This window comes from Ornithinimicrobium pekingense DSM 21552 (assembly GCF_000421185.1).
Classification (GTDB): Bacteria; Actinomycetota; Actinomycetes; order Actinomycetales; family Dermatophilaceae; genus Ornithinicoccus; species Ornithinicoccus pekingensis.
Genome location: NZ_ATWJ01000015.1, coordinates 232,542 through 253,476 on the forward strand (window position 1 = coordinate 232,542; position 20,935 = coordinate 253,476).

Sequence of the window (20,935 nt, forward strand, 5' to 3'; positions counted from 1 at the left end):
TCCGACGGTGCCGTAGCCTCGCGTCCGTGCCGTCGTCCGTCCCCGCCCACGTGCTCTTCGTCGCCTGGGGCTTCCCGCCGGCGCGGGGCGGCGGCGTCTACCGGGCGCTCGCGATCTCCCGGGCGTTCGCCGAGGCCGGGGCCGAGGTCACCGTGCTGACGGCGCAGCGGGAGGCCTTCGAGCGCTACACCGCCGTCGACGAGGCGCTGGAGTCGCACGTGCACCCCGACGTGCGGGTGCACCGCATACCCTTCACCTGGCCGGCGCGGGAGCCGGACCCCGCGCAGTGGCCCCTGGCGCGACGCCTGGCACCCCCGGTGTGGTGGCGGGCGCGCAAGCAGCTGGACCGCGTCCCCTTTCCCGAGCCCGGGTACGGGCCGTGGCGGCGTCCGCTGCAGGAGGAGGCGCTGGAGGTCCACACCGAGCGACCCGTCGACCTGGTCGTGGCGACGGCCAACCCCTACGTCGACCTCGCGGCCGCCGACGTGCTGCACCGTCGGCACGGCGTCCCCTACGTCGTCGACTACCGGGACGCCTGGCAGCTCGACGTCTTCACGGGCCGCCGGACGCACCGGCGGGGAAGCCGCGTGGACCGGCTCGAGGGCCGGCTCATGAGGGCGGCGCGGGAGGTGTGGTTCGTCAACGAGCCGATCCGCGCCTGGCACGCCGAGCAGCACCCGGCCGCGGCGGGAAGCATGTGCGTCGTCGCGAACGGCTTCGACCCCCACTTCGCGCCGACGCCCCGGCTCGAGCCGCCGGACCCGGCCGTCCCGCTGCGTTTCGGCTACATCGGCACGATGTCGCGGCAGGTCCCCCTGGCGCAGTTCCGTGCCGGCTGGTCGCGGGCCCGTGAGACGGCCCCGGTCATGGCGGGGGCGACGGCCCACCTGTGGGGCCACAGCAGCCACTACGCGGTCGAGCACCCCGGTCGCACGGGCGCGGGACCTGCTGCCCGGGAGCCCGGAGCCACGGACGAGGACGGGGTCGTCCTGCACGGCGCGGTCTCCAAGACGGCGGTCGCGGACGTCTACGCCGACCTCGACGTGCTGCTGCTGATCCTGGGCACGGGCCGCTACGTCACGAGCGGCAAGGTCTACGAGTACCTGGCGAGCGGACTGCCCATCGTCTCGGTGCACGACCCCGGCAACGCCGCGACGGACGTGCTGCGCGGCTACCCGCTGTGGTTCCCCGTGCGCGACCTGTCGCCGGAGGCCGTCGCAGCAGCGTTGGTCGAGGCGGCGACGGCCGCCCGGTCGGCGGACCGCGCGACGCGCGAGGCCTGCCTGGAGTTCGCCCGGCCGTTCTCCCGCGAGGCCCAGCTCGCGCCGCGGGTCAGGACGCTGCTCGCCGAGGTGACCGGCGGGAGGTGACGATCTCGCGCATCCGCCGCTCCAGCGGTGCCAGCTGGCGGGTGCGCTCGAAGCGGGTGGCGTAGGCGCGCGCGGACTCACGCTGTTCCGCGGTGACCGTGCCCGCCAGCGCCACCACCTCGACGAAGGCGTCGGCGATGTCGTCGGGGTCCAGCGACGCGGCCCGTACGAGCAGCGGGTAGTCGCCGAGGACGTCGGCGACCGCGCAGTCCGGCTCGTAGAGGCCGAGGACGGGCTTGCCGGTGGACATGTACTCGAACACCTTGCCGCTGGTGACGTAGGGGGAGTCCGCGACGATCATGATCAGCACGTCCAGCGAGGCGTAGGCGTTGGCGATGTCCGCCTTCTCCACGGCACCGTGCCAGACGACCTGCTGGGAGGGGTCGTGCAGGGGCAGGCGGTCGCGCACGGCGGCGCTCACGCCGAAGAAGCCGAGATGACCGTAGAGGTCGACGACGGCATGCGGCAGCCGCCCGTCGGACCTGGCCCGCCGCCACCCCTCCCACACCAGGTCGTGCGGCTGGTTGGCGGTGAGGGTGCCGACGTAGCCGAGCCGGGTGGGTAGCCCGTCCGTGGCCTCCTGGGGGTCAGCCTCGTCAGCCGCCTCGTCGGCCGTGAACGGCTCGGGTGAGCCTGACACGTCGACGTCCGGGTCGGCAGGGTCGCTGGCGACACCCGGCACCAGCTCGGAGGTGCCGTGCTCGTCATACCCGTTGGCCACGACCATCATCTTGTGGGCGTCCTGGGGGTACTCACGGCGGTGCCAGTCGAGGAGGGGCGAGTTCACGAAGCTGATGAGCTCGGCGTCGGCGAAGGTGCGGCGCTCCCAGGTGTGGGCGGCGTGGTCGGGGCGGAAGGCCTTCTCACCGGTGAAGAGGTTCAGCGTCCAGGAGTCACGGCTGTCGAGGACGTAGGGGACTCCGGTCGCCTTCCTCATCGCCCACACGGCCTGGTAGGAGCTGTACGGGTTGCCGGTCGCCAGCGTGAGGTCGACGGGTCGGCGGCGGTGCACCGTGAGCAGGCGGGCCAGCACCCCGGGCACCCACGGGCCGTACTGGTCGCACCACAGCCGGACGGTCAGCTTGCGGATGACCCGTCGGTGCAGCTCGGGGTAGTTGCCCCGGAACCAGCCGAAGCGGCGCAGCTCGGGCTCGAGGTGCTTCATCGGAAGGGGCACGCGCTCCACGGTGACCCGCGGGTCGACCGCGTCGAGCAGCGAGGGGTCGGAGGACTGGGTGATGCGCTCGAAGAAGTCGGTGGTGACCGTGACGACCGTGACGTCCCAGCCCTGCCTGGCCAGGTAGTTGGCCAGCGCGAGCATGCGGTAGACCCCGCTGGCCCGGGACGGCGGGAAGTAGAAGGCGACGATCGCGACGTGCGGACGGTATGCGCAGCCCGGCGGGTCGGGCGTCACCGCGCCGGCCCCTCGGCGCCGGCGCGGGTCGTGGCGCGTGTGCCGCCGGGGCCGTGCACGCGGACCCACCAGCGCGCCAGGTCGCTGCCGGTGAAGCCGCCCTGGTGGACGAGGGCGTCGGGGTGCCGCGCGGCCAGCCGGTACGGCAGCTCGGTCGAGCGGCCCTGGTGGACGATGACGTCGGGGTGCCCGAGCCGGGAGAGCTCGGGGGTCGCCTCCACGCGGCGCGCGACGGCCTGGCCGCGCACCAGGGGCCACACCTTGCCGTAGAGGCGACGATGGGAGGCTCGGGAGACCTTGCGGTGCAGACGCTCCGCGGCGGTGACGCCACGCAGCCCCGGCCGCGCGACCCGCTCGGGCAGCCGCGGCAGGGCGCGGGCCACCTGACCGAGCGCCGTCCGGGGGAGGCGGTCCACGAGAGCCCGCTCGACCCGGCGCAGGAGGTTGTCGGTATCGGGGTCGCCAGGGGTGAGCAGGTCGACACCGGCCGGCACCGACGCCAACTGCGACTGCACGTCGGCCGCCACCACCCGGACCCCGAGGTCGGCGCACCGCGCCACGCCGTGCTGCAGCTGGCCCCAGCCGCCGAGGCCCTGGAACACCGCCACGACCTGGAGGTCCAGGGGTGCGGCGGCCGGATCCGCGGGTGGCCGCCCGAGGACGTACCGGGCCTGGAGGTCTGCCGCGCGCTCACGGCCGTAGAGGCTGCGGAGCACGTGGCGCACCGCCGCGACGTCCTCGGCCGTGGTGTCGTCGCGCAGGGCACCGACGGCGTCGCGCACCTGACGCGCGGTCGGGTGCTGCGGGACGAAGGCGCACAGGCCGAACCCCTCGGGCACGACCATGGTCTCCTCCGGCCCTCCGGAGCGGGCGACGACCACCGGCAGCCCGGTGGCCGCGGCCTCGACCACCGTCAGCCCGAAGGTCTCGTGCGCCGAGAGGTGCACGAGGACGTCGTGGTCCCGGTAGACGGCGGCGACCATCTCGGGCGCCGCACGCCCGGTGAAGGTCACCCGGCCCGGCGCGGACCGGGCGGCCTGGGCCTCGAGCTCCGTCCGCAACGGTCCGTCGCCGACGAGGGTGAGATGCAGGTCGGGGCGGGTGTCCCCGGTCTCGGCCACCTCCTCGGCGAACGCGGCGAGCAGCGTGCGCACCCCCTTGCGCTCCACGAGGTTGCCCACGAAGAGCCAGCGGTCCCGGCGGTGCGAGGGTGTGTCACGGGGCGGGAGCGCGTCGACGTCGACAGGGTTGGGGACGGTGTGGACCCGGTCGGCGTGCTCAGGGCAGAGCGACCGCAGCACGTGCGCCGTCGCGTCGCTCACCGCCAGCACGGCTGCCGCCCGGGCCACCGCCTCGCGGTACATCACCGCGGCCGCGGTGTCCTTGAAGAGGCCCCGGACGTAGGTGGCGTGCTCGGTGACGGTCAGGCGGGCAGCCCGGGGCAGCAGCGGCGCGACCGCCGCCGCCGTCGGGCCACCCACGTGGGCGGAGACCACGGACGCGCGGGACAGCAGGTCGGCGGCGTGCTCCGCCAGGGCCGCGCGGTGCCGCTCGATGGCCTGCGCCCGGGACGTGTCCGGGGGGAAGGGGGCGCGGACCACCCGGACGACAGCCTCCGGACGCTCGTCCTCGGTGCTCCAGGTGTCGTCGGGGCCACGGCCCTCGGCCACCTCGGTGTCCGTGAGCGGGTCGCCGTCGACGTGCACGACGCGCAGCGGCCCCCGGTGGTGGTGCCCCAGGGCCACGACCGCGTCCCGCACGAACGTCCCCCAGACGGGGTTGTCCACGGTGGGGTACCACGGGGTGAGGACCACGACGAGATCGTCACCGCTGTCGACGGAGGTGCTCGGCATGGGGGCCACCCTACGTCCGGCACGGGCGGGTCCTCCGAGGCACTCGCGCCCGGCGTTGTCATACTGGCTCGGGCCCGGGGCCGTCCTGGGCGGAAGGAGCTGTCGTGAGCGTGTCGACGACCGATATCGCGGAGCGGGAGACCCGGCCGCACGTCCTCTACGTGGCCTGGGGCTTCCCCCCGTCCCGCGGCGGCGGGGTCTTCCGGGCTCTGGCGACCCCCAACGCCTTTGCCGAGGCCGGCTATGACGTGACGGTGCTGACGGCTGAGCGGGAGACCTTCGAGCGCTACACCGGAGCCGACGCCTCGCTCGAGGCCGAGGTGCACCCGGAGGTCGAGGTGGTGAGGATCCCCTTCGCCTGGCCCGCACTGGAGACCGACCTGCGCAAGTGGTCCGCGCTGCGGATGTTCGCGCCGGACCGGTGGCGCGACAGGCAGCTGAAGATCGACGTCAGCACGTTCCCCGAGGCCGGGTACGGGCCCTGGAGCAAGCAGCTGGAGGCAGCCGCCCTCGCGATCCACGCCCGCAAGCCCGTGGACCTGGTGGTGGGCACCGCCAACCCCAACGTCGACTTCGTCCCCGGTGACGTCCTGAACAGGCGGTTCGGGGTGCCCTACGTCATGGACTACCGCGACTCGTGGATGCTCAACACCTTCGACGGGGGGTTCCTGCACCCGGAGGGTGGGCGGGTCGACCGGCTCGAGCGCGAGCTGCTGTCCCGGGCGCACGAGGTGTGGTTCGTCAACTCCCCCATCCGTGACTGGCACGCCGAGCGCCACCCCGAGGTGGCCGACCGGATGCTCGTGGTCGCCAACGGCTACGACCCGCAGTACGCCCCCGACCCGCGGCTGGAGGCTCCGGACCCGTCGCGCCCCCTGACCTTCGGCTACATCGGCACGATCAGCCGCATGGTTCCCCTGGAGGAGTTCGGGCAGGGCTGGGCCAGAGCCGTGGCCGAGCATCCCGCCCTCGCCGGTGCGCAGGCCGAGCTGTGGGGGCATCTGGGCTACTTCTCCATCCCGAGCGCCGCGATGCTGCGGCAGGTGGAGCACCATGCCAAGGACGGGATGAGCTACCACGGACCGGTGCCCAAGACCGATATCGCGAAGGTCTACGACAGGTTCGACGGGCTTCTGCTGCTGATGGGTGGTGGTCGCTACATCACCAGCGGGAAGGTCTTCGAGTACTGCGCGAGCGGTCTGCCGGTGGTCAGCGTCCACGACCCCGAGAACGGCGCGAGCGAGGTCCTGCGCGACTACCCGCTGTGGTTCCCCGTCACCGACCTGAGCCCGGAGGCCATCTCCGCGGCGCTGCGGTCCGCGGCCGAGGCCGCCCGGCACGCCGACTCCCGGACCCGGGAGGCCTGCGTGGCGTTCGCCGAGCGGTACCGCCGCGACCGGCAGCTGCAGCCGCGCATCGAGGCCCTGACGGGCTTCCTGGGGACATCACGTGAGGACACGACGGAGGTGGGCGCATGAAGGTCCTGGTGATGGACACGGGCCGCGGCATCAACGCCGAGAAGGTGGGGATGTGGCGGGCGCACCTGGGGTTGGACGAGGCCGACCAGCTGATCCTGGTGTCCTGGTTCCTGCCCCAGGGCAAGGTGCCCCTCCCGGTGACGGCGCACCTGCTGTGCGGGCCGGTCCTCAACCTCGGGCAGGAGGCGGTCCTCCTGCCGGTGCAGGCCGCCCGGGCCGAGGATCCGGAGGATGAGGCCGCGCCGTTGCCGTCCGGCGGGACAGCAGCGTGGACCGGAGCCGACGAGGCGGTGACGGACACCTCCGGCGGGCTGAGCCCGTCGGAGCTGGACGAGCAGCTCACCGAGCAGGAGGCCGACCCCGCACAGGCGGCTGCCGCCGACCAGGATCCCGCAGATCAGACCGAGGCCGAGGCGCCCGATCAGGACGGGGCACCCGACGTCCTCGCGGACGGGGCGCCCGCGGCACAGGACCCGGCGTCCGGCGTGGCGGCGCCGGGCACCCGCCCGACGGACCTGTCCCACCTGCCCGTTCATGACCTCCGGCGCGTCCGTCAGGCGGTCCGCTGGCGCCGAAAGTGGGCCCAGCGCCGGGCCAGCAGGTTCGCCAGTCGTCAGGTCCGCCGGGCCCGGTCCTTCGCGGACGGCTCGCAGCACCTGCCCAGCACTCTCGTCAGCAGTGCCCTGCGGGCGCGCAAGGACGCGATCTCGTGGGAGTACACGCTCGCGACGACCCGGTCCCGGACCGTGAACGCCGCGTTCGCGACCGCCGACGTCGTGGTGCCGGTCGACCAGCGTTCCCAGAAGGCGGCCTGGCTGCTCGCACGCCGGCATGCGGGGCCGGACGTCATCGTCACCCTCCCGGCGGCAGCCCGCGCGGTCGCGGCACGGCGCCCGGCCGGTCCTTCGGGCCCGGCCGCGGCACCGGCGGTCGACTAGTCGCCGCGCAGGCCCATGTGCTCCACGAGCACCTGGGCCGACAAGGCCCCGTCGTGGACGGCCTCGACGAAGGCCGGGCCGGCGAGGGCGGAGGCGCACGCACGGTCGCGCTCGGTCACCAGCCCCTCGATCACCTCGGCCAGGGTGTCGGGGGTGGTCTCGACGATCGGGAGCGGCATACCCGCCGCCTCGCCCGCAGCGTCCCGCACGTCGCCGAGCACGTGGCCCAGGACCACCCTGCCGGCAGCCATCGCCTGGCAGGCCATGGCACCGTAGGACCCCAGCGCGAACTGGTCCAGGACGATGTCAGCGTCACGGATGGCCGCCGGCATCTGGGCGGGCGGGACGCCTTCGACGCGGCGGTACTCCACGAGCCCCCGGTCGTCCAGCATCGTGAGCACCTCATCGGCGGAGGCGCTGCCCTTGAGCGAGGCCCGGCTCGGCGCGTGCAGCACGACCGGCACGTCCTTGTCCATCGCGGGCGAACCGCCCGTCCAGGTCGCAGGGTCCACCACGACCGGCAGCCACAGCGACCCGGGGGCGTCGGCGAGCAGGTCCGGGGTGCTCACGAAGACGGGTCCGTGGTCCTCCTCGAGGAAGGTGTCGATCCGGGCCCACAGAGCATCACGCTGGGTCTGCAGCTGGGCGGTCAGCTGCTCCTCCGGGTCGACGAAGGGCGACCACGGGGTCAGCGCGGCATGCCGACGCGGGTCGCGGACCTCCGAGCCGTGCAGGATGAGCCCCACCCTGATGCCGACCGCCCGCAGGACCCGGGCGTCGCCGGCGAAGTTGCGACCGTTGCGCAACCCGAAGAGCGGGCGACCCGCCTCGAGCAGGGCGTGGGTCCACTCCTGCTGGGCGGTCGCCTGGAACTTCTGCGCCCACGCCTTGTCCCGCGCGTAGACGTGGCTGGGGACTGTCTCGTCCCCGGGGAACAGGAGCGGCAGGTTGCGGTCGACCACCGTCACGTGGGTGCGCAGACCGGGCACGTGGGTCTCCAGCGCCTGGGCCCACGCGGTGGCCTGGCCGGCCATGTTCGCCGGGCCGATGCCCACGACGGAGGGGCGGTCGTCTCGCGGTGCGGCGCCCTCCACCAGCCCGGTCAGCACGGTCGTGCGCGCGGGCTCCGCCAACGCATCCGCACCCAGGAGCCCGCGGTAGAGGTCGCGCAGGGCGCGTGCCTGGTGCTCCCAGTGGTAGGGCTCCAGGAGGGCTTCCTCCTCGGCGATGTGCCGCCGCACCTCGGTGCGTCGCCCGAGCAGCGACCGCAGCTCGGTGGCGAAGGAGGCCTGGTCGTCGGCCACGTGCACCCCGCCCACGTGGTGGTCCCGCACGAAGTCCGCCTGCGCGCGGCAGTCACTGACCAGGACGGGAAGACCGGCGAAGAGGTACTCGAAGAGCTTGTTGGCCAGGGCGAACTCGTGGCTGCCGAAGTGGCGCAGCGGGATGATCCCCACGTCGGCCGAGGCGACGAACTCGGTGACGGCGTCCGGTGCCACCGGCTCGACCAGGTGCAGCCGGTCCTGCACGCCGAGCTCCGCGGCCCGGGCGGTCAGCTGCCGGGCCGGTGCGACGTTGGTGTGCGGCACGCAGACCACCGCGAGGTGCACGTCGGGCAGGTCGGGCAGCGCGTCGACCGCCGTGTGGATGCCCCGCGCGGCCGTCACCGCGCCGCTGTAGACCATCAGGGGGACGTCGGGCTCGAGCTCGCAGACCTCGCGGATGCCGATGACGCCCTCGGGCGTGGGCGTGTCGTGGGGTGGCGCGTTCATCACCACCGTCGGCCGGGTCGGCAGGTCGTAGCGGCGCTGCAGCTCCTCGGCCAACGGTGTCGTGACGGTGACGACGGCACGGGCCTGCCGGACGTACTCCTGCTCGGCGTCGAGGTAGCCGGCGATCCGCCGCCCCGTCCTCCCGGCATACTGCGACAGCCCGGCCACGAACTCGTGGGCGTCGTACACCCACTCTGCGGACCGGCCCGTCGCGCGGCGTCGAGCGACAGCCCGGCTCGCCGTGCCCATCAGATGGACGTCGTGCGCGTGGATCACGTCCCACTCGAGCTCGTCGATGACGGGGGCGAAGGCCAGCTCGTAGTCGAAGAGCTCGGGCACCTCACGGCGCCAGGTGGCTCCCACGGCGTGCGCGTCCCACCACTCCCACCACGACTCGCGGAGCACGTCCTCGCGCCTGCCCAGCCGGGTCACGACGCGGTCGGATCCCGTGCGCACCTTGCGCTCGACCTTCCCGGCCACGCTGCGGGCCTGCTTGGACCAGCCCCCCAGGTCGTGCGCCTCCTTCGCGAGGAGCGTGGAGCGCAGCCCCCACGTGTTGCGCGTGCGAAGGTCGGCCGGCGGCGGGACGAGGCGGGCCCTGCGTCGCGCGACCTTACGGGCCTGCTGGGTGCTGCGGAACCGGAAGGCCACCGGCACGCGCAGGATGCGGACATCACCCAGCCGGGCGTCCTCCCGGAAGCCGGACGAGGCGTGCCCCAGGATCGTCACCGCTGCGCCACCGTCCGCCAGCGCGAGCGCCGTCTTGAGCACACGCGTGTCGTGACGGATGTCGTTGCCGACCATCATGAGGATCGCGGGCTGCGGCATCAAGCATTCTCCTGATCGAGGTGGGACCGAGGTCGAGGGTCGAGGCTACTCATGCCTCGGACGGCAGCGGGGAGGTGGCCAGCCACGCGCCCAGGACGGCCGCCGAGCGCCTGCCGTCGTGCACCTCACGCACGAAGGCGGGACCGAGCGTGGCTCGGGACCGGGCGGTGTCACGGTCGTCGAGGGTGCTCCCCAGGACGTCGGCCAGCGTCTCGGGGGTGATCTCGACGATGGGCACGTCGAGGCCGGTCAGGTCCCGGACGCGTTCCCGGACCCGGTCGCCGACGAAGCCCAGCACGAGGCGCCCGGCGGCCAGCCCCTCGAGCGCCGAGACGCCGTAGAGGCCCATGACCGCCTGGTCGATGACGACGTCAGCGGCGCGCACCTCCCGCTGCACCGTGGTGTGCGGCACGCCCTCCAGGCGGACGTAGTCCACACCGCCGCGCTCGTGCAGGTCGGTCAGCACAGCGTCGATGTGCGCAGAGCCCTTCAGCCGGCCGCGGCTGGGCACGTGGACCACCCTCGGGCGAGGGCGCTCCAGGACGGGGGTGTCGCTCGCCCATCGGTCGGGGTCGACGACGGTCGGGCACCAGGTGGCCCGCGGGGCGTCGTCCAGCAGGTCGGGCGTCGAGACGAACGTCGGCCCGTCGAAGGTCTCGAACAGCTGCACCTGTGCGAGGGCGTTGCGCTCCAGCCGGGCGGTCAGGGGGTCGTCGGAGCCCCGGAACGGTGAGTGCTGGAAACGCTCGGCGTGCCGGCTGGGTACCCGTAGGTCCGAGCCGTGAGAGATCAGGCCGACGACGCCTCCCGCCTGCCGCAGTCTCGGGAGCTCACCGGCGCACGTGCGTCCGTAGAGGGTGCCGAGGACCGGCCGCCCCGCCTCCACGAGCACATGCGTGTAGGACGCGAGCACGTAGCGTTCCTGCGCCTTCTGCCAGGCGATGTCGCGGTATGCCGCGGCGGGCACCACCTGGTCGGCGGCGAAGCCGTGCGGACCCTCCACCGCCATGCACCGTGCTCCGGCGCCTGGGACGTGCTCGTCCACGGCGCGGGCCCAGGCGTGGCCCTGTCCCGCGAAGTTGGCCGGCGCGATCCACAGGCGCACCGGCGTGCGGGGTGGCTCGGGCCGGGCCGCCGCGCGCGCCAGCTCCTCGGGGGTCGGCAGCACGGGCGTGGCACCCAGCCGCCGGTCGACCTGTCGCACGAGCGGGACCGGCAGCCGGCGACGCAGGCCGCGCACGCGGTCACGGACGACCTCCGGCAGCAGACGGCCGCGCAGGGGCTGGGGCGTGGTGGAGGAGCTCATCGCGTGTCAGGCCAGGCGGGCGATCGCGTCCGCGAACCGCACGTAGTGCCCCTCGAGGTCGCCGTCGCGCGCTCCGGCCGCACGGGCGCGCTCTCTCAGGTTGCGCAGACGGGCCGGGTCGGCGGCGAGGTCCTCGAGGAGCTTGGCGACGGCCGAGCCCACGGTGACGTCGTCTCCGAGCGGGACGATCGCGCCGGCGCCGGACTCGCGCAGGACTCCCGCCTGGCGGGGCAGGTCGGTGGAGACGACCGGAAGTCCGCACGCCAGGTATTCGTGCAGCTTGCTGGGGACCGCACGCTGGAAGGCGGGGGTGTCGGCCAGGAGCAGCAGCCCGCACCACGCGCCGGGTGCCAGCGTCCACGCCTTGGCGGGCGGGCGGCGACCGTGGAAACGGACCCGCTGGGTCAGCTCGGGATGCTCGGCGAGGCGACGTCGCAGCTCGTTCTGATCGGCCAGCGCGACCGGCCCGACGACGTCGCAGGTCCAGGAGGGAGCCCGGCGCATCGTCTCGAGCATGGCGAACAGTCCGCGGCTGCCGCGGACGTCGCCGATGTAGAGGGCGCGCGGATGCGGGTCGGGGTCGGCGGGAGGTGGCAGCATGCCCGGGTAGGGGACGTTGGGGAGCACCAGGCGCTGGCGGGCACGCAAGGGCGGCACCTGGTCGTCGGCCACCACCGTGAGAGAGGCGTGGGCCGCAACACGCAGGTAGGCACGCACCAGCGCTCGCGCCACCCCTCCCGGCAGACCGCCGGCTCGGGCGGCCCACGGACGGTCGCTGAGCAGGGCGGTGTAGTCCTCGTGCGCGTCGACGACGAGGCGGCGGCGGTCGTTGCCGTAGGGCGGTCCGGCCCAGACCCGTCCGGCCCCTGCCAGGGCCGTGTCGGGATCGAGTGTCAGCAGCACCCGGCCCCGCGCCGACGCCGCCATCTCCAGGGCCAGCGGCGCCCGTCGCGCGGGAGAACGCCGTCGCCAGGTGCGCACCTGCACGGCGCCCGGGGGCGCGTCCACCCCGTGCCCCAGCGCCAGCACCTCGACCGACAGCCCGCGTGAGGCCAGCGCGGTCACCTGCCGGTGCAGGCGTGCGTCCGCGATGTCATGGCCCGACGTCACGATCGAGACGTCCACCCCCCGGCGTCCCACCCTCAGATCTCCTCCATCGTCGAGGGTGTCTTGCCGACCTGCACGAACTCCGTGTATGCGTCGATGCACTCGTCGGGGGACCCGTGCATCATGACCCGCCCCTTGTGCAGCCAGATGCAGTCGTTGCAGACGTCCTTGATGCTGCCGAGCCCGTGGCTCACCAGGAACATGGCGCGGGCGCTCTGACGCAGCTCGGCCATCTTGGCGTCGGCCTTCGCCCGGAACTTCGCGTCTCCGGCGGACAGGGCCTCGTCGACCATGAGGATGTCAGGGCGCATGTGCACGGCGACCGAGAACGCCAGACGGCTGAACATGCCGGAGGAGTAGGTCCGCAACGGGGCGTCGATGAACTCCCCGAGCTCGGCCCAGTCGGCGATCTCGTCGGCGCGCTCCTCGACCTCGCGCTTGGACATGCCGGCCGCGAGCCCGCCCAGCCGCACGTTCTCCCGGCCGGAGAGGTTGACGTTGAAGCCGACCCCGAGCGCGAGCAGCGTGCTGGCGCGACCCCATACCTCGACCCGTCCGTCGGTGGGGGGCAGGATCCCGGCCAGCGTGCGCAGCAGGGTGGACTTCCCGGCGCCGTTCGAGCCGATGATGCCCATGGCGGTCCCCGTCGGGACGTCGAAGGTCACCTCGCGAAGGGCCTGGATCTCCATGATCGCCCGCTGCCGTCGGGTGATGGCCTTCTTGAAGGTGGGGACCCGCTCGAACCGGGTCCGGTAGGTCACCGACAGGTTCTGCACGCTCACGGCGAGGTCGCTGCGTCCCGTGTTGTCCCGGTAGGTGTAGCCCGACCGTTGCGCGGACCGCTGCCGACGGCCGGCCACGGAGAAGATGCCACCGACGGAGGAGGCGTCCTCCCCGGCCGCCCCGGGGCGCTGGGGGACTGCGTCAGATGCGGACAGCGAAATCACGCTCCCTTGACATGAAGAACCACGATCCGGCCACCCAGGCACCGGCCGCCCAGGCCGCTGCGAGAAGCCAGATGTGCAGGTCGGGGACCTGGCCGCGCTGCAGTGCCATGTTGTAGCCGCCGATGAGCGAGAACAGGGGGTTGAAGGGCGCCAGGGCCTCGGCCGTGCGATGGCCGTCGATCATCTCGACCGTCCACAGCACGGGTGAGGAGTAGAGCCAGATGCGCATGATGTAGGGCAGGAAGCTGGTCATGTCGCGGAAGTAGACCTGCAGCGCCGCGAAGAGGGCCGCCAGGCCCGCGGCGAAGACGGCCAGCAGCACCAGGAACACGGGCGCCACGAAGAAGGTCGCCAGGTTCCAGGGGTTTCCCGCCAGGATGTGGAAGACGAAGTAGACCGGCAGGGTGGGCAGGAACCGCAGGAGGCCGGTGCGCACGGCCGCGAGCGGGAGCAGCAGGCGGGGGAAGGAGGTGTTGAGCACGAGCCCGCCGGCGTTGACCACGGACCCCGCCGCGTTGTTCACCGAGCCCTGGAAGAAGAAGAACACGAAGAGGCCGCCGGTGAGGTGCGCGAAGTACTCCCAGCCGCGCGTCTGGTCCGCCCTCGAGATGACGGTGACAAGGAGGTAGTAGACGAGCGAGAGCAGAAGCGGGTTGATGACCAGCCACGCCTGCCCGAAGAAGGTGTTGGTGTTGGCGCCGCGCATGTTGGCCTTCGAGGTCTCGAAGGCGAACTCCCGGCGCCGCCACAGCTCGCGGAAGTAGGTCGGCAGGTGCGGCAGGCCGGTCTTGTGCGGGACGTAGCGGTGGTAGACCGGCTCGAACGTCCGGACCGTTCCGGCCTCGGCACCGTCAGGGCCGGTCCCGTCCACGGTGTCGTTCTCAGGGGTGTTCTCGCTCATCGCGGACGATCTTCCCATGCGACAGGCTCCAGACCGCGGTAGACGCCCAGCAGCACCTGCTCGTCGCGCTCCCAGCCCAGCTCCGGCGCGGCGGCCACGACGGCGGCACGCAGCTCGTCGTAGCGCTCCACCGCCTCCCGCACCGCGCGGGCGAGGTCGGCCGCGTCACCGGGCCGGTAGAGGGTGCCGACGCCGTGCGCGCGCACGACCCGCGCCAGCTCGCCCACGTCGGTGGCCACGACGGGGACCCCGGCCCGGACGGCGTGGAAGAGCTTGTTGGGCATCGCGAGCCGGTGGTTCTCCCAGCGGTCGGAGTGGGTCACGAGCACCAGGCCGGCGTCGACGAGCCGCTGCGTCACCTCCTCGGGGGTCACCGGCGGCAGGACCCGGGCCGCCCCGGCGTCGAAGGCGGCCAGCCAGGTCTCGTCGGCCGGGCCGATGAGGGTCACCGGCAGGGGCAGGCCGGGTGCGCGCGTCGCCTCGGCGATCGTCTCGAGCTCACGGTATGCGGCGAGCCGGCCGGCGTAGACGAGCTCGCGCGGGGAGGGGGTGGGTTGCGCGGCGGCACCCGCTGGTCCGGCCGACGGGAAGGTGTTGCGCACGACCGAGACGTGGTCCCACCCGTAGCGCTCGCGGAGGGCGTCGGCGACGCCGTCGCCGACGGTGATCACGGCGGCTGCCTGCCGGCCGAGCCGGCCCTCGACCGCGCGCTCGTGCAGGTCGGCCAGCGGTGTCGGCCGGTGCTCGCGGGGCCGGCCCGACCACAGCTCGTGCGTGTCGTAGACCAGCGGGACCCCGCGCTCGCGGGCCACCCGGGCCCCGACCTCCAGGGCGGTGAAGTCGTGGGCATGCACCACGTCGACGTGGCCGATGCCGTCGACCACGCCGCGGACCCCCGCGGCCCAGCGGCCGAACGCAGAGCGGCGGTGCTCCGGCAGCAGCGCCCACCGGGCGAGCCGGACGTGCGGCGGCAGCCGTCGGGGGTGGCGGTCCTTGAGGGACACCCCGCCCTCGCCGCGGAAGGCCGAGGAGGTGCCCACGGAGCTGACGGTCACCCCCTCGGGCGGCACGAAGTCCACGGGCACGCTGCGCCCCACGACGTGGACCCGGTGCCCGGCGGTCACGAGCGAGCGCGCCTCGCGCAGCACGCGGGTGTCCGTCGCGACCGGCGTGGCCACGAGCATCAGGACGTGCACGGCATACCTGCCTTCCTGCTTCGTCGCGGGCATCAGTAGAGGAAGAACGGGAAGACGGTGCGGTCGTGGGCGTGGACGATCGCCAGGAAGACGACCGCGTCGAAGAGCAGGTGGATGATCACGACATACGTCAGCGACTTGGTCCTGGTGAAGATGTAGCCCTGCAGCAGCGCGAACGGGATCGTCAGCAGCGGCCCCCACTCGCGGTAGCCCAGCTCCCACAGGAAGGAGACGAAGATCGTGGCCTGCAGCAGGTTGGCCTGCCACAGCGGGAAGTGGCGGCGCAGCAGGGCGAAGCAGATGCAGATGAAGAACAGCTCGTCCCACAGGCCCACGGAGTTGACGCCGACGAAGAAGCGGCCGTACTCGCTGGCGGTCTGGATCGGCGGCCAGTTCTGGTAGGCGCCGGAGCGGATGAAGTAGAACGGCAGGATCAGCCAGCCCAGGAGCGGCACCGCGACGACGTAGGCCCACTGCATCCGCGTCCACCGCCGGCCGGTGAGCCAGGGGAAGCGGATCGCGCTGCGTCGGTAGACCAGCCGGTCGATCGCCACCGGCACCGCGACCGCGGCCGCCAGCACGAACCCGAGGCGGAAGAACATCGGCCAGCTGATGTCGGCCTCGACCGAGGTGGTCGAGACGATCGCCAGGCCCACGCCGATGAGCAGCAGGTCGCGGAAGAGCTCCCGGTCCACCAGGTATGCCGTGACCAGGCTCGCCACGAGCACCACGTGACCCGGCCATCCGACCATGAGGCCGAAGAGCAGGAAGGCCGACAGCGCGACGCCGGTGGCGGGCACGAGCTTCAACTGGGCGGTCCGGGCCTCGACGGGCGCGGGCTCGGTCGAGGCGGCGGAGGACGGCACGTGGTGAGGATAGTTGGCGGCGGTCCTCAGCCGTCGCCCCACGCCTCCTCACGGCCGACGACCACCGACAGGTCGACCTCGTTGCCCTCCGGGTCGGCGACCGTCCACCAGAAGGGGTCGTGGTCGTGGACGACCCGCCCGCCCGCCTCCACCGCGGCGGCCACGCGCTCAAGGGCGACGTCGTGCGGCAGGTAGACGTCGACGTGGATGCGGTTGCGCTGGGCGCGCCGGGCCTCGTCGTCCTCGTCCAGGTCCTGGAGGAAGAAGACCGGATTGAGCCGGCGGGGGTCGACGAGGTCGGTCACCTCCTCGCGCGGGTCCTCGACGTAGCCCAGCGCCACCTTCCAGAAGCGGCGCACGGCCGGGATGTCGACCGCGTCGATGCCGACCTGGACGAAGCGGGGCAGGTCGACGTCGGCCTCGAGGCCCATCTCCCGGGCCCGCGCCTGCACCCGGGCGGCGAGCGCCTCATACCCCTCGCGCATCTCCCACAGGTCCTTGCCGCTGTCGAGGACCACGAGGCCGGGGCGCAGGTCGACCGACAGCGGCAGCTCCGCCTCGTCGGGGAAGCGGGCGGCCTCCTCGGCGAGCTCGAGCGCGTGCTGGGTCGTGGGGGTCGGGTAGCAGGCCATGGCCGAGAAGACGAGCCGCCAGTCCTCGGTCCCGGTGCCGGGCCACCGGTCCGCGCCCTCGGGCAGCGGCAGCAGGTCGACCTCGTTGCCCTCGGGGTCGGCGACGGTGGCGTAGTAGCCGTGCTCGGCGACCGAGCTGGCGCCGAGCCCACGCACGGCCTCGAGGGCGGCGGTCGCGACGGGCTGCGGGGCCACCGAGTCGAGGTGTATGCGGTTGCGCAGGGGGCGCGGGACGTCCATGTCCTGCCACCAGATCGGAGGGTGGCGCCGCCAGGGGTCGACGGTGTCCTCCTCGCCCTCCGGCTCGTAGCCCAGGGCGGCGACCCAGAACGGCATCACGGCCGCCGCGTCGGTCGCGTCGAAGGTCAGCTGCACGTCCTGGACGACCCGCGGGTCGGCGCGGAAGCCCAGGGCTCGTGCCGCGGCGGACACCGCGCGGGCCAGGTCGAGCGTCCCCGGCTCGAAGCCGCGCTCCTGGCGGGCGAGGCGCACCTGCAGGCCGGTGGCGCGCAGGTCGAGGTCGGGCACCGGCCGGCCGGTCGCCTCGGCGGCCTCGGCGACCTTGCGGGCCAGCATCGCGCTGGCGGAGGTGGAGTCGGTGACGAACCACGCGGCGGCCGTGCGTCCGAGGGCGCGCCAGTCGTCGGTCCCGTCGGACTCGGTGAACTCCCTGGACGTCAGGAACGGCTGCTCCGGGCTCATGCCGCTCACCCTGCCACCGGCGCACGCCGCTGACCAGGGTCTTGCGGACGGCGACCGTCCTCAGTCGGCGCGCGGCTGCATACCCCAGGCCTCGGCGAGGAGGCGGAACGAGCGGCGGCGCAGCTGCGGGTCGTAGGTGTAGGTGGTGACGATCAGCTCGTCGAGCTCGTGCTGGGCGGCGAACTCCTCGAGCCGCTCGACGACCAGGTCCGGTGTGCCGACGGCGCGCACGGCCTGGTGCGCCTGCGCGAGGGGGAGCAGCTGGGTCGGCACGACGTCGGCCAGGTCCTCGACCGGCGGGTCCAGCGGTGCGGGCTGGCCGCTGCGGATGCGGATCGCCATGAGCTGGGCACTGGTGAAGAGGTGGTCGGCCTCCTCCTGCGTCGGCGCGACGAGGACGTTGACGCCGGCCATCGTCGTGGGCCGGGCGACCTGCGCGGTCTCGGCGTCGGCGCGGAAGCGGTCGCGGTAGACCAGGAGCGCCTCGCGCAGCTGGTCGGGGGCGAAGTGGGACGCGAAGGAGAACGGCAGCCCGAGGGCCGCAGCCACCTGCGCGCCGCCGGTCGAGGAGCCGAGCATCCACAGCGGCACGTGGGTGCCCTCGCCAGGGATCGCGCGGACCCGCGCACCGGGCTGCGGGTCGCCGAGGTAGGCGCGCAGCTGGCCGACCTCGGAGGCGAAGTCGGGCAGGTGCCCGCTGCTGCGGGCCAGCGCCGCGGCGGTCATGGGGTCGGTCCCCGGTGCGCGACCGAGCCCCAGGTCGAAGCGGTCGCCGTAGAGGGTGGCCAGCGTGCCGTAGTACTCCGCGACCATGAGCGGGGAGTGGTTCGGCAGCATCACGCCGCCGGAGCCGAGCCGGATGTCGCGGGTGTGCTGGGCCAGGTGCCCGAGCAGGAGCGCGGTCGCCGACGACATGAAGGTCTCCGAGCCGTGGTGCTCGGCCATCCAGTAGCGGTGGTAGCCCAGCCTGTCCGCCTCCTGCGCCAGCCGGGTCGTCTCCTCCAGGGCCTCTCTGGGGGTCATCCCCTGCGAACGGGGGGCCAGGTCGAGGACGGACAGGGGGACACGACGAGAGGTGGGGGACATGTCACCGGCAACGCACGAGAAGGAGCGGGTATGCCGTCGCGCACCGGGCAGGGGGATGGCACGATCTGGCCCATGCCGCAGACGGACGCGCGCGTGCCACGGCCGGCCCCGTGGCACCCGGCCCACCTGGCGCTCGCCGTCGTGGCCGCCCTCGTCGGGATGGTGACCGTCGTGGTCACCCTGCGGCACGGTCTGGACTGGAGCGACGAGGCGTTCGTCTGGACCATGGTCGCCAGCGACCGGGTGGCCGTCGGGGAGGCGTGGGGCTTCCAGCACCTGGTGCACCCGGTCTTCGTGCTCACGGGTGAGAGCGTGCTGGTGATGCGGGTGCTCCGGCTGGCGGGGTATGTCGTCGCGTCCGTCGTGCTGGTCGCGGCGGCCACGAGGGTAATGCGTGCGGCGGGGGTCCACCTGCGCAGGAGGGAGCGGGCCCTGGTGCTCCTCGTGGCCCAGGTGGGCACGCTCCTGGCCTGGAGCTACCCGCCGCGCTACCTGGGCTACAACGAGCTGTCGTCCTGGCTGGGGGCCCTGCTCTGCGCGGCCCTGTCGGTGGGGCTCGTGCCGGTCGCCGAGGAGTCTCGCGGCCGGCGCGCGCTTCCGTGGGTCGCGGTCGGCGTCCTTCTTGCACCCCTGGTCATCGCGAAGTTCACCGCTGCGGTGGTCTGGGCGGCGGTCGTCCTGGTCGTGCTCCTGGTGCCGGTGCCGGGGACTGCGGGGTGGCTCCGGCCGGCGGCCGTCGTGGGTGGTGCCGTCGCGACCACGGCCGTGATGGCGGCCTCGGGGGTGCCCGTCCTCACGGTCGTCGACAACTCCGTCGGCCTGCTCCTGGACAGCTCGGCGCAGGAGGCCAGCGACCACTCGGTCTCCGAGGTGCTCCGGACCTACCTGACCTCCACGCGGGAGACGGCCCGGGCAGCGGTCGTCCCGGTCGTGGCTCTCGTCACCCTCGCCGTCCTGTGCCTGCGGGTCAGGCGGCGGACTCGCGTGGGCGCCGCCGTGGGGCTGCTGCTGGCTGCGGGTCTGGTCGCGCTGCTCGTCGGGCCGTCGGTGGAGGGGACCTGGTCGGGGCTGGGCTCTGTGTCCGCCGTCGTCGGGGTGGGTGGTGTGCTCGCCCTCGTGCTGGCGGCTCGGGCCACGCTGCCTGCCGCGTGGCTCACGCCGCGGGCGGGGGTGGCGCTGCTCGTGGCGCTCGGTGCCCCGCTCGTGGCGGCGGTCGGCACCAACAACCTCATCTGGGGGCACACCGTCTTCTCCGCGACGCCGTGGGCGGTGGTGTGCGGGCTCGCGCTGTGCCTGCTGGCGCGGGCGGCCCCACCTCTCGTGCGCGCCGCTCCGCTGCTGCTGGGCGGGCTGCTGGTGTGCCTGGCCGGCACGGCCGTGGTCTTCGACGTGTCGGTCCACCCCTACCGCTCGGAGCCGCTGCTGAGGCAGACGACCCCGACGTCGGTGCCTGCCCTGGCCGGCATGCGCCTGACCGAGGACCAGGCGGCGACGGCCGACTGGCTGCACCGCGTCGCTGTCGAGCAGGAGGCCGCCGGCGTGCCCGCCGTCGCGCTGCACTCGCCGGGTCATCTCTTCGCCTTCAACCGGAGCGGCTGGGCCAGCCCGTGGAGGGGAGGCATCTGGCAGGACTCGGTCGCCACGAACTGCGAGTCGGGCGCGCCCGAGGACCTGTTCGTCCTGCAGCCGGCCGCACCCGCCGACCTGGTCGAAGCCGAGCGGGGGCGCCTGCAGGAAGCCCTGACGGGGTGCACTCTGCGGTTCCCGGAGGACTTCACCGCGGTCTCGGGACACGACGGCTCGGTGGTGTGGCGGCTCCAGGGCGGCGCCGGCTGACGACCGGGTGCCTGTCACACCCCGGCGCTTCCCGTCCGTCTCTGCCACACTCGCTGCATGAGGCGGAGGAGCGGGGGCCGGGGGACGATGGTGGTTGTCCTGGCGGCGACGGCGGGGACGGCGTTGACCGGCTGCATCGCCCCCGACGTGGAGGTGATCGGCGCGATCGGGGTGATGGTCGACGAGGAGTCTCGGCCCGTGCTCGTGGTGGAGCCCTGCGACGGTGCCGCAGTGCACGTCGACCTGCACCACGACCGCCAGGGGCTGGCCGACGACGAGGAGAACGAGCAGGTCGGGTCGTGGGACGCGACCGCGCCGGTGGAGGGGACCAGCGAGCTGGTGCTCCACGCCCCGTCGGACCCCTGGGACGGTGAGGGGGTCGAGATCTCGCCCGACCGGGGCTACATCGCCACCGGCCAGGGACAGGGGGAGACCGACGTCCTGTCCCAGGTGGCCTTCCGAGGGTCGGACCTGGCCGCGATGGAGGCGGGCACCGTCTACCGCAACGACATGGACCCTGACGTCACGACGCTCGTCGCCCGCTCGCCCGAGGAGTTCAGCGCGGAGACCTGCAGCCGGGGCTGACGAGAGCCGTCCGGAGCGGTGCCGGGCATGGTTGTGGGCCCGGTCGTGGTGGCCGGGCTGGGGGGCGGGGTCATCGCAGGTGCCAGGTGACGCCGGTGGCGTCGATGCTGGCTCGTAG

The 20,935-nt window shown here is 73.5% G+C and carries 16 protein-coding genes; 5 read left to right on the top strand and 11 right to left on the bottom strand.

Annotated elements, in window-relative coordinates:
- Positions 1-26: 26 nt before the first annotated feature.
- Positions 27-1,370, top strand: a complete 1,344-nt coding sequence (locus tag K330_RS0117995; protein WP_022923209.1) for a glycosyltransferase — start codon at positions 27-29, stop codon at positions 1,368-1,370.
- Here K330_RS0117995 and K330_RS0118000 read toward each other — a convergent pair.
- Together K330_RS0118000 and K330_RS23035 are read right to left on the bottom strand one after the other, a co-directional pair.
- Positions 1,333-2,784 carry a glycosyltransferase gene (locus tag K330_RS0118000; protein WP_029202852.1) on the bottom strand — a complete coding sequence of 484 codons (1,452 nt, stop codon included), beginning with the start codon at positions 2,782-2,784 and terminating at the stop codon, positions 1,333-1,335. The two genes, K330_RS0117995 and K330_RS0118000, sit on opposite strands and share 38 nt — an antisense overlap.
- Positions 2,781-4,637, bottom strand: coding sequence for a glycosyltransferase family 4 protein (locus tag K330_RS23035; RefSeq protein WP_022923211.1), 1,857 nt, complete (start codon positions 4,635-4,637; stop codon positions 2,781-2,783). The genes K330_RS0118000 and K330_RS23035 overlap by 4 nt, the downstream gene beginning before the upstream one ends.
- Positions 4,638-4,741: 104 nt before the next feature.
- Between K330_RS23035 and K330_RS22285 the strand changes: the two genes are divergently transcribed.
- Positions 4,742-6,115: a glycosyltransferase gene (locus tag K330_RS22285; RefSeq protein ID WP_022923212.1), complete on the top strand. Its 1,374-nt coding sequence runs from the start codon at positions 4,742-4,744 to the stop codon at positions 6,113-6,115.
- The gene (locus K330_RS0118015) at positions 6,112-7,053 is read left to right on the top strand and encodes a hypothetical protein (protein ID WP_022923213.1); all 942 of its coding nucleotides are present in this window, start codon (positions 6,112-6,114) and stop codon (positions 7,051-7,053) included. The genes K330_RS22285 and K330_RS0118015 overlap by 4 nt, the downstream gene beginning before the upstream one ends.
- On the opposite strand, the gene K330_RS0118020 is transcribed toward K330_RS0118015, so the two are convergent.
- From K330_RS0118020 to K330_RS0118060, 9 genes are read right to left on the bottom strand one after another with little or no spacing between them, the layout of a single operon-like run.
- On the bottom strand, positions 7,050-9,653 hold the full coding sequence (locus tag K330_RS0118020; protein WP_022923214.1) for a glycosyltransferase family 4 protein: 2,604 nt from the start codon (positions 9,651-9,653) through the stop codon (positions 7,050-7,052). The two genes, K330_RS0118015 and K330_RS0118020, sit on opposite strands and share 4 nt — an antisense overlap.
- A 49-nt stretch (positions 9,654-9,702) precedes the next feature.
- Positions 9,703-10,959, bottom strand: a complete 1,257-nt coding sequence (locus K330_RS22290; protein WP_022923215.1) for a glycosyltransferase — start codon at positions 10,957-10,959, stop codon at positions 9,703-9,705.
- 6 nt (positions 10,960-10,965) lie between these two features.
- Positions 10,966-12,069, bottom strand: coding sequence for a glycosyltransferase (locus K330_RS0118030; protein WP_229665782.1), 1,104 nt, complete (start codon positions 12,067-12,069; stop codon positions 10,966-10,968).
- 32 nt (positions 12,070-12,101) lie between these two features.
- Positions 12,102-13,013 carry an ABC transporter ATP-binding protein gene (locus K330_RS0118035; RefSeq protein ID WP_029202855.1) on the bottom strand — a complete coding sequence of 304 codons (912 nt, stop codon included), beginning with the start codon at positions 13,011-13,013 and terminating at the stop codon, positions 12,102-12,104.
- On the bottom strand, positions 12,991-13,914 hold the full coding sequence (locus K330_RS0118040) for an ABC transporter permease (RefSeq protein ID WP_022923218.1): 924 nt from the start codon (positions 13,912-13,914) through the stop codon (positions 12,991-12,993). Before K330_RS0118040 ends, K330_RS0118035 begins: the two co-directional genes overlap by 23 nt.
- Positions 13,911-15,143, bottom strand: coding sequence for a glycosyltransferase (locus K330_RS0118045; protein WP_229665783.1), 1,233 nt, complete (start codon positions 15,141-15,143; stop codon positions 13,911-13,913). Before K330_RS0118045 ends, K330_RS0118040 begins: the two co-directional genes overlap by 4 nt.
- A complete protein-coding gene (locus tag K330_RS0118050; protein ID WP_029202857.1) occupies positions 15,143-15,976 on the bottom strand; it encodes a CPBP family intramembrane glutamic endopeptidase in 834 nt (277 codons plus the stop codon). Before K330_RS0118050 ends, K330_RS0118045 begins: the two co-directional genes overlap by 1 nt.
- Positions 15,977-16,002: 26 nt before the next feature.
- Complete coding sequence (locus tag K330_RS0118055; protein WP_040658363.1) at positions 16,003-17,310, bottom strand: VOC family protein; 1,308 nt, start codon at positions 17,308-17,310, stop codon at positions 16,003-16,005.
- Between the two features lie 60 nt (positions 17,311-17,370).
- Positions 17,371-18,396 carry an LLM class flavin-dependent oxidoreductase gene (locus K330_RS0118060; protein ID WP_022923221.1) on the bottom strand — a complete coding sequence of 342 codons (1,026 nt, stop codon included), beginning with the start codon at positions 18,394-18,396 and terminating at the stop codon, positions 17,371-17,373.
- A 72-nt stretch (positions 18,397-18,468) separates the two neighbouring features.
- Here K330_RS0118060 and K330_RS0118065 point away from each other — a divergent pair, with 72 nt between their 5' ends.
- Both K330_RS0118065 and K330_RS0118070 read left to right on the top strand, forming a co-directional pair.
- Complete coding sequence (locus tag K330_RS0118065) at positions 18,469-20,232, top strand: hypothetical protein (RefSeq protein ID WP_169448615.1); 1,764 nt, start codon at positions 18,469-18,471, stop codon at positions 20,230-20,232.
- 57 nt (positions 20,233-20,289) lie between these two features.
- Positions 20,290-20,817 carry a hypothetical protein gene (locus K330_RS0118070; RefSeq protein WP_156875878.1) on the top strand — a complete coding sequence of 176 codons (528 nt, stop codon included), beginning with the start codon at positions 20,290-20,292 and terminating at the stop codon, positions 20,815-20,817.
- Positions 20,818-20,935 lie beyond the last annotated feature (118 nt).